Here is a 6,851-nt window from a genome sequence, read left to right on the forward strand (position 1 = left end):
GGAATGCGTTTTGGTTCAAATGTTTTTTGATAGTAGTACGAACTTACGTCTTGCGAAAGACAAATAGTGAGTTTAATTGATAAGGCCTGCGTAATTTCTGCCGCTGACTACTAACGTTTTGCCGCTTGGCGCTGTTGCGGATTTTCAGCACCAAACTCTCACAAATATAGACAAATTTTTAATTCAAGACTCAAGCTTCCAGAAAATTACTGAAATCGCAATGGCGCCAAACGGCTGTTAGTAGTTCGGCGGTTTTAGAAATTCCGCATCATTTTTTTTAAAAAAGTCCGCTTCAAAGTTTCGCTTCAAAGTTCCACTTCAAAGTTTTTCTACAAAGTTCCGTTTCAAAATTTGGTTACAAAGTTCGTCAAAGTTTTTCTTCAAAGTTCCGTTTCAAAGTTCTGTTTCAAAGTTTCGCTATAAAGTTCCGCTTCAAAGTTTAGCTTCAAAGTTTCGCTTCAAAGTTCCATTTCAAAGTTCCGCTATAATTGTCATTTTAAAGGAATGCGTTTTGGTTCAAATGTTTTTTGATAGTAGTACGTACTTACTTCTTGCGAAAGACAAATAGTGAGTTTAATTGATAAGGCCTGCGTAATTTCTGCCGCTGACTACTAACGTTCCGGCGCTTGGCGAGGTTGCGAAGTTCGGAACCGATTATTTTCTATCAAAGATAAAATTTCTTGCGAAACGTAAACGTGAATTTACCACAAAATTCGCAATCTTGCCAAACGGCTGTTACCAGCTGGCTTTATCTCATTAAAGTGTACAATAAAAAAATACCGAAAGTTATTAATGACCACAATAAACTTTTATTATAATATTTAAATTTTTCAGTTACAATATTAGAATTTATAAAAATTTGTGAATTTATATCATTTAGGTATTTTTCATTATTCTCATCATTTGTTTCAATTTCAAAATCCTTAAAAGTTTTTGTTGAGATAGTTCCAAAGAAAAGGTTGGAGTTTACATTCAATTTTTCTTGTCTGTATATTTTTGAATCAATTCTACCGATTAAGGTTAAATAAATATGATATAAAGTAACTATTGAACTAATAAAAAATGCAACAGTAATTATTAACCCAATAAACCTCTTTACACTTATCCAATCAATTTCATTTGCCTTTGAAAATGATAGCGATTGTATCATTTCTGTTCCAATATTTGAAGTAAATATGATTGTTATGATTACTCCAAAGAATGTCATAACAAATGAACTTTTTGTATCACAATTTGAAATCCATTGATTTATGATTTCTAATTTCTTCAAACTTTTTTCTATTTTTTCCATAATTTTTAAATTTTCCAATTTACAGTTCCACCATATATGTTGGTGGAGACATTTTTTATCTGATGATTCGTGATTTCTTTCCAAAAATTTCCAGTTATACAAATTCTAGATGGGTTTGCCTTTTTAAAACCATTGTAAACAGCTGGAGTCATTAAAATAGGAGGAAAGTCAATTTTTGATTCTATTTTATCAAATCTAATTAATTTTCCGCCAGAATAACAGACACCAAGTGTATTGTTAAAGCTTAAACTTTTAGAAAATTCTTCATTTGTGTGAATACGAGTTGTAGTGGTATCTAAATATACATCATTTGATTTCTTTACAGGCTGTTGACCTAAAAGACTGGTTAATCCAAACATATTTCCAAAATTATATGGATTATATGTAACCTTGACAGAAGAATTATTTAAAGTTTTATTGGCGACATCAGTTAATCTTGATGCTATATTTGCGGGATAACCTACCCAAACTAAATTTTTATTATCAATATTTTCAGTTCCTTTTCTGTGTAATCCTACTTTCACAACCTTTAATAGACCAAAATCAATACCTATACCGCATTTAAACTCAACTTCTTTGAAGTTTGAATTGATAATATATTCCGAAACGTGATAAATAGAGATTGCACAATCAACAGCATTTGTATAACAGTCTTTAGAAGGAAATACTATCATTACTCTGTCGCCAATAATATTTCTAACAGAACCATTATGATGTTTAGCTAATTTGAGCATTGATTTAGAAAATATACTATAAATTCTCCCCATAGTCTGGGTGTGGTGTTTTCTATTTAATTCAACAGAATTTCTAATGTCAACATAAAGTACACAAGTTTCAATCTCTTTACCTATTTTGTCTTGACCTCTTTCAAAAGTAAGAGAAGTATCGTGTCTCGAAGGAACAAGATTTGTAGAGGAATATTGGAAATTTTTATTTTTGATGTCTAATACATCTGCTGTTATTTCATCAAGTATTCCCTTCATTTTATATAAAGTATTTATTTGTTTGGGTGTATTTATAATCTACACCTTTTAAATCCGTTGATATCGGTTTTATTCCCTCAAGAGTCCAAAGTCTTGTGTTTTTATTTAGATTTTCATTCCAATTGCTTACAAAAGAATACTTTACAAAATAGTTTATTTTTTCATTTTCGCTAATTGATTCAAGTCTAAATAATTCTGTTAAAGGTTTACCAACTATGGTTAATTCATTGTAAAATGCAGATTTATTTCTGAAATAATTTATTTTACCAAAATGAAATGCAACTTTACTTTTAAATTTATCTTTCTTCTTTGTTTCAACTATTATTTTTTTTGCGCACTTGTCTGCTTCGATAATGCAATCATTTAAGCTTTTATTCAAAAATGGTTGTCCAAAAAGGCAGATGATTCCATCACCTATAATTTTATCAATTTCACCACCAAATTCATATATTATTGGGATTACTAGATCATAATATTCATCAAAAAATGTACTTATCTGTTTTCCGTTTAAAGTACTATTTTTACTTGAGAAATCACAAATATCAATAAACAATAACGCAACATCGGCATCTTTTCCATCATCAAAGTATTGAACAAAGTTTGTTCCTAAACTGCTAATATTATTTTGAATTGACAGTTCAATATTTTTAGAATCTAAAGATTCATTAATTGAAAAGGTTTTAATTGAACGAGTAAATGCACTTGCTTTATTATACTTTAAATTAAGTTTTTTTATTTGCTCTAAATTTGCCATATTATTGTTTTAGATTCTGGATTTCTGCGATTCTGCGGTAAGCTTGCTGGTAACGTTTCGCGGCTTCAAGAAGTGGCGATGAACCAAGACCAAGCCTTTACAAATATAAACAAAACTTTTAATTAAAAACCTTTCCAATTTCTGATAAATCCCAAGCCTCGCCATTTCTTGAAACCGCTGTTACCAGCTGTTTTATTCTGATACTTCGCAAATAACTTCGTATGGTTCTTTTGGAAATCCATATAATATTATCTTTTTCTTGTCAACATATTTAATAGGAATCAGTTTGTCGAGATGAATGTCATCATAAAAAGAAAGTAATAAAGTTTCATTTATTTTTTCAAGTACAATTCTGCTTCCTTTTCTGTTTAGTCTTTTGTTTATTTCTTTTATTACTTGCGAATCTAAATCTTTATTGAAACTAAGATTCATTTTCTCACCACGCCAATTGAAATCAAACCTTAAATTCTGAATTTCATTTTCTGTTAGTTTGGTTTCTGTTGCGTTTAGTTTCTCGTAATCATTTTCAAATATGCAATCTTCAGTTGTTGATTCTGTTTCACTTAATACTCTGTAGATTTTGCCATTTCTATAAAATCTAATTCGATTTGGATTGATACATTTATGTTCAACTTCGTTCAATATTTCTTTTCTTTTTTCTTTAGTTATTTCCAATGAGTTTATTTCATCACTTTTCTTAACACTAAAGTGATTTATTATGTTTCCATCAAACTGAATAATTTCTGGATTTCCATAATGGTCTGGAGTTTTTATAAATAACCAATTTTCTTTCATATGCAGTTTTTCAAAAATAGCTGGTAACGTTTCGCAGCTACAAGAAGTTGCGTACTTCATTCACTGTCAATTACAAATATAGACAAAACTTTGATTCAACAATTACCATTTCTGACAAAAACCAAGCCTAGCAATTTCTTGTAACTGCTGTTGTGCGATGTTTTTTATTATAGATTTTCACTTCTTCCAATAATTAACAAAAGTTCTTGAGCAGAACGATGATCTTCATCAATGTTTGCTAATTCTAAATATTTTCTTGCTAATTCTATTGACTTTTCAACAATTTCTCCTTCTAAATGTATTATTCCAATTAAATAATTTGCTTCATCAACTTCAAATTGATTGTTTTCTGGAAATTTAATTTTTTTCAATAATTCAAATGCTTTATTTTTATTTTTCTCAATTCCAATTCCATAATAATAGCATTTTGCAATAGTGAATTCTTCATAATTTGAATCTAGTTCATTCGCTTTTTCATAATATTCAAATGCTGTTTCAAAATTTTGTTGATTTCTATATTCAATTCCTAAATTATAAGAGGCTTCACTAATTCCAAGTTCGATTCCTTTTTTATAAAGTTCAATAGCTAAATCTAAATTTTTTTCACAACTTTTACCTAAACTTAAATAATCTGCATAACTAACAAGTGCTTTTAGATTACCATTTTCGTAAGCTTTTTTTGTCCAATTAAAGCCTTCTAAATCATTTGCTTTTAATATTTCTACACCGTCTATTTCAATTCCGTTTTCATAATAAATTCCAACTTCAAATTGTGCTAAATTATTTCCATTTTTAGCTTCACTTAAAAGTTTTTCCCAAGTTTCTGCACTATTAATTTCTGTAAACATTTTTATGGTTTCTTTTATGTTTTCTGTCGCTCCAAAATATCGCACAACGTTCTGCGGCTTCATGAAGTGGCGATGAACCAAGACCAAGCCTTCACAAATATAACAAAAACTTTTAATTAAAGAACTTTCCAATTTCTGATAAATCCCGTGCCTCGCCATTTCTTGAAACCGCTGTTATGCGACGGCTTATTCATTTTTGTCATAGAATGTCACTTCAAAATACCATTTTCGTTTATATTCAAAATTCACATTTCCACTAATTATTTTTAAAACATTTATATCTAAACCAGTGCTAAGATTTATTGTTTCTGTAAATCTTTCAGATATTTGATTTCCATTTACTCTTCCATTAATAGTGGTCATAATATTTGGAAAGTCATGGATGAATAAACTTGACTTAAGTGCCCGTTCTGCGTCGAAAGTTCCTTTACCAAATTCTTTTTCTCTTAATACTTCTTTTTTAAAATTTACGGAAGCACCAGCATCTAAATTTTTAGCTTTTTGTTTGGAATCAAGTTGAACTTCAGTATGATCTTCAATCAAAATCTTCTTTGCACCCAAAGCTTCATAAGCTCTTAGAGTTTCTTCAAGTATCATAGTTTTAATTAGCTCGTTAGAATTTTCTAATGGAATTAATAAATTTTCATCTTTTGGATGAGAACAATAAAGACCATAATTAAATTTTCCGTCTTCTCCGCCAAAATGTTTGCTCGATGAAATTTCGTTTCGAGCAATAATTGTCATTCTTGATCCACCATTAGATTTCATTATTGACTCAAAAATTTTATTTTTTTGAACATAATTGTCAAAAATACCATAGAAGAGTTCATTATTTTCAGCGATGTTGTAATCATTTTCTAAATAATCGTTGTCGAAAATAATTTGTTTGGGAGCATCTAATAATTTATATCTAACAGACAATTCATTTTTTGTTCTGCGATTGTAATGTTGGTCAATTGCGGTTATTACTATTGTAATTCCACCTATTACAGGTTGAAAAGCTGATAAAATTATATTACCAATAAAAAATGCTTTTTCTGATTTATTATAATCTTTAAACTCTCGTTTCTCTTCTTTTTTTAAAACTCTTCTGCCATAAACTCCACATTCATGTTTTTCTTTAATTCTTTCGACTAATGCGTAATATTCCATTGTTTGTTGTTTTGAATGTGATTTCTAAAGCTGTTGCATAACGTTTTGCCGCTTGGCGCTGTTGCGGATTTTCAGCACCAAACTCTCACAAATATAAACAAATTTTTAATTCAAGACTTAAGCTTCCAAAAAATCACCGAAACCGCAATGGCGCCAAACGGCTGTTAGTAGTTCGGCGGTTTTAGAAATTCCGCTAAACGAATTTAGAATTCCATAATCAGTTTCCATTTCCGTCTTTAAGTTTCATTTCGAAGTTCTGATTCACAGTTTTGGTTCAAAGTTCTGTTTCAAAGTTCTGTTTCAAAGTTCCGTTTCAAAGTTTTTCTTCAAAGTTCCGTTTCAAAGTTCCGTTTCAAAGTTCCGCCGCAAAATTCTGTTTTAAAGTTTTTTTTTAAAAGTTTCATTTCAAAGTTCTGATTCCAAGTTCTACTACAAATAATTAATAAGTTTTGGTTTAAATAATTTTTGATAGCAACAATTAATTACGTCTTGCGGAAGACAAATGTGAAGTTTAATTGATATGACCTGCGTAATTTCTGCCGCTGACTACTAACGTTTTGCCGCTTGGCGCTGTTGCGGATTTTCAGCACCAAACTCTCACAAATATAGACAAAATTTTAATTCAAGACTTAAGCTTCCAAAAAATCACCGAAACCGCAATGGCGCCAAACGGCTGTTAGTAGTTCGGCGGTTTTAGAAATTCCGCTTCATTTTTGTAAAAAATTCCGCTTCAAAGTTCCACTTCAAAGTTTTTCTGCAAAGTTTTTCTGCAAAGTTCCGCTCCTAAATTTGGCTCCAAAGTTCTTCAAAGTTTTTCTTCAAAGTTCCGTTTCAAAGTTTCGCTATAAAGTTCCGCTTCAAAGTTTAGCATCAAAGTTTCGCTTCAAAGTTCCATTTCAAAGTTCCGCTATAATTGTCATTTTAAAGGAATGCGTTTTGGTTCAAATGTTTTTTGATAGTAGTACGAACTTACGTCTTGCGAAAGACAAATAGTGAGTTTAATTGATAAGGCCTGCGTAATTTCTGCC

At 30.2% G+C, this 6,851-nt stretch carries 6 protein-coding genes; all 6 read right to left on the reverse strand.

The genetic code is table 11. From position 1 onward, the window contains the following. Nucleotides 1-748: 748 nt before the first annotated feature. The 6 genes from Q0050_RS03750 to Q0050_RS03775 all read right to left on the reverse strand — a co-directional run bounded on the left by Q0050_RS03750 (nt 749) and on the right by Q0050_RS03775 (nt 5,823). The gene (locus Q0050_RS03750; protein WP_298392672.1) at nt 749-1,291 is read right to left on the reverse strand and encodes a hypothetical protein; all 543 of its coding nucleotides are present in this window, start codon (nt 1,289-1,291) and stop codon (nt 749-751) included. Between the two features lie 5 nt (nt 1,292-1,296). Then, nucleotides 1,297-2,274, reverse strand: coding sequence for an adenylate/guanylate cyclase domain-containing protein (locus tag Q0050_RS03755; protein WP_298392673.1), 978 nt, complete (start codon nt 2,272-2,274; stop codon nt 1,297-1,299). Nucleotide 2,275: 1 nt separating this feature from the next. Beyond that, nucleotides 2,276-3,028: an adenylate/guanylate cyclase domain-containing protein gene (locus Q0050_RS03760; RefSeq protein WP_298392674.1), complete on the reverse strand. Its 753-nt coding sequence runs from the start codon at nt 3,026-3,028 to the stop codon at nt 2,276-2,278. 192 nt (nt 3,029-3,220) lie between these two features. After that, on the reverse strand, nt 3,221-3,883 hold the full coding sequence (locus Q0050_RS03765) for a hypothetical protein (RefSeq protein ID WP_298392675.1): 663 nt from the start codon (nt 3,881-3,883) through the stop codon (nt 3,221-3,223). Nucleotides 3,884-3,990: 107 nt separating this feature from the next. Beyond that, nucleotides 3,991-4,734 carry a tetratricopeptide repeat protein gene (locus tag Q0050_RS03770; protein WP_298392676.1) on the reverse strand — a complete coding sequence of 248 codons (744 nt, stop codon included), beginning with the start codon at nt 4,732-4,734 and terminating at the stop codon, nt 3,991-3,993. A gap of 123 nt (nt 4,735-4,857) precedes the next feature. Next, nucleotides 4,858-5,823 carry a hypothetical protein gene (locus Q0050_RS03775; RefSeq protein WP_298392677.1) on the reverse strand — a complete coding sequence of 322 codons (966 nt, stop codon included), beginning with the start codon at nt 5,821-5,823 and terminating at the stop codon, nt 4,858-4,860. Between the last annotated feature and the right edge of the window lie 1,028 nt (nt 5,824-6,851).

The organism is Flavobacterium sp., assembly GCF_027483985.1.
GTDB lineage: Bacteria > Bacteroidota > Bacteroidia > Flavobacteriales > Flavobacteriaceae > Flavobacterium.

Bases quoted from the DNA above. Each gene is read 5' to 3' on its own strand.
- Q0050_RS03750 (WP_298392672.1), bottom strand. From the start codon at position 1,291: ATGGAAAAAATAGAAAAAAGTTTGAAGAAATTAGAAATCATAAATCAA.
- Q0050_RS03755 (WP_298392673.1), bottom strand. From the start codon at position 2,274: ATGAAGGGAATACTTGATGAAATAACAGCAGATGTATTAGACATCAAA.
- Q0050_RS03760 (WP_298392674.1), bottom strand. From the start codon at position 3,028: ATGGCAAATTTAGAGCAAATAAAAAAACTTAATTTAAAGTATAATAAA.
- Q0050_RS03765 (WP_298392675.1), bottom strand. From the start codon at position 3,883: ATGAAGTACGCAACTTCTTGTAGCTGCGAAACGTTACCAGCTATTTTT.
- Q0050_RS03770 (WP_298392676.1), bottom strand. From the start codon at position 4,734: ATGAAGCCGCAGAACGTTGTGCGATATTTTGGAGCGACAGAAAACATA.
- Q0050_RS03775 (WP_298392677.1), bottom strand. From the start codon at position 5,823: ATGGAATATTACGCATTAGTCGAAAGAATTAAAGAAAAACATGAATGT.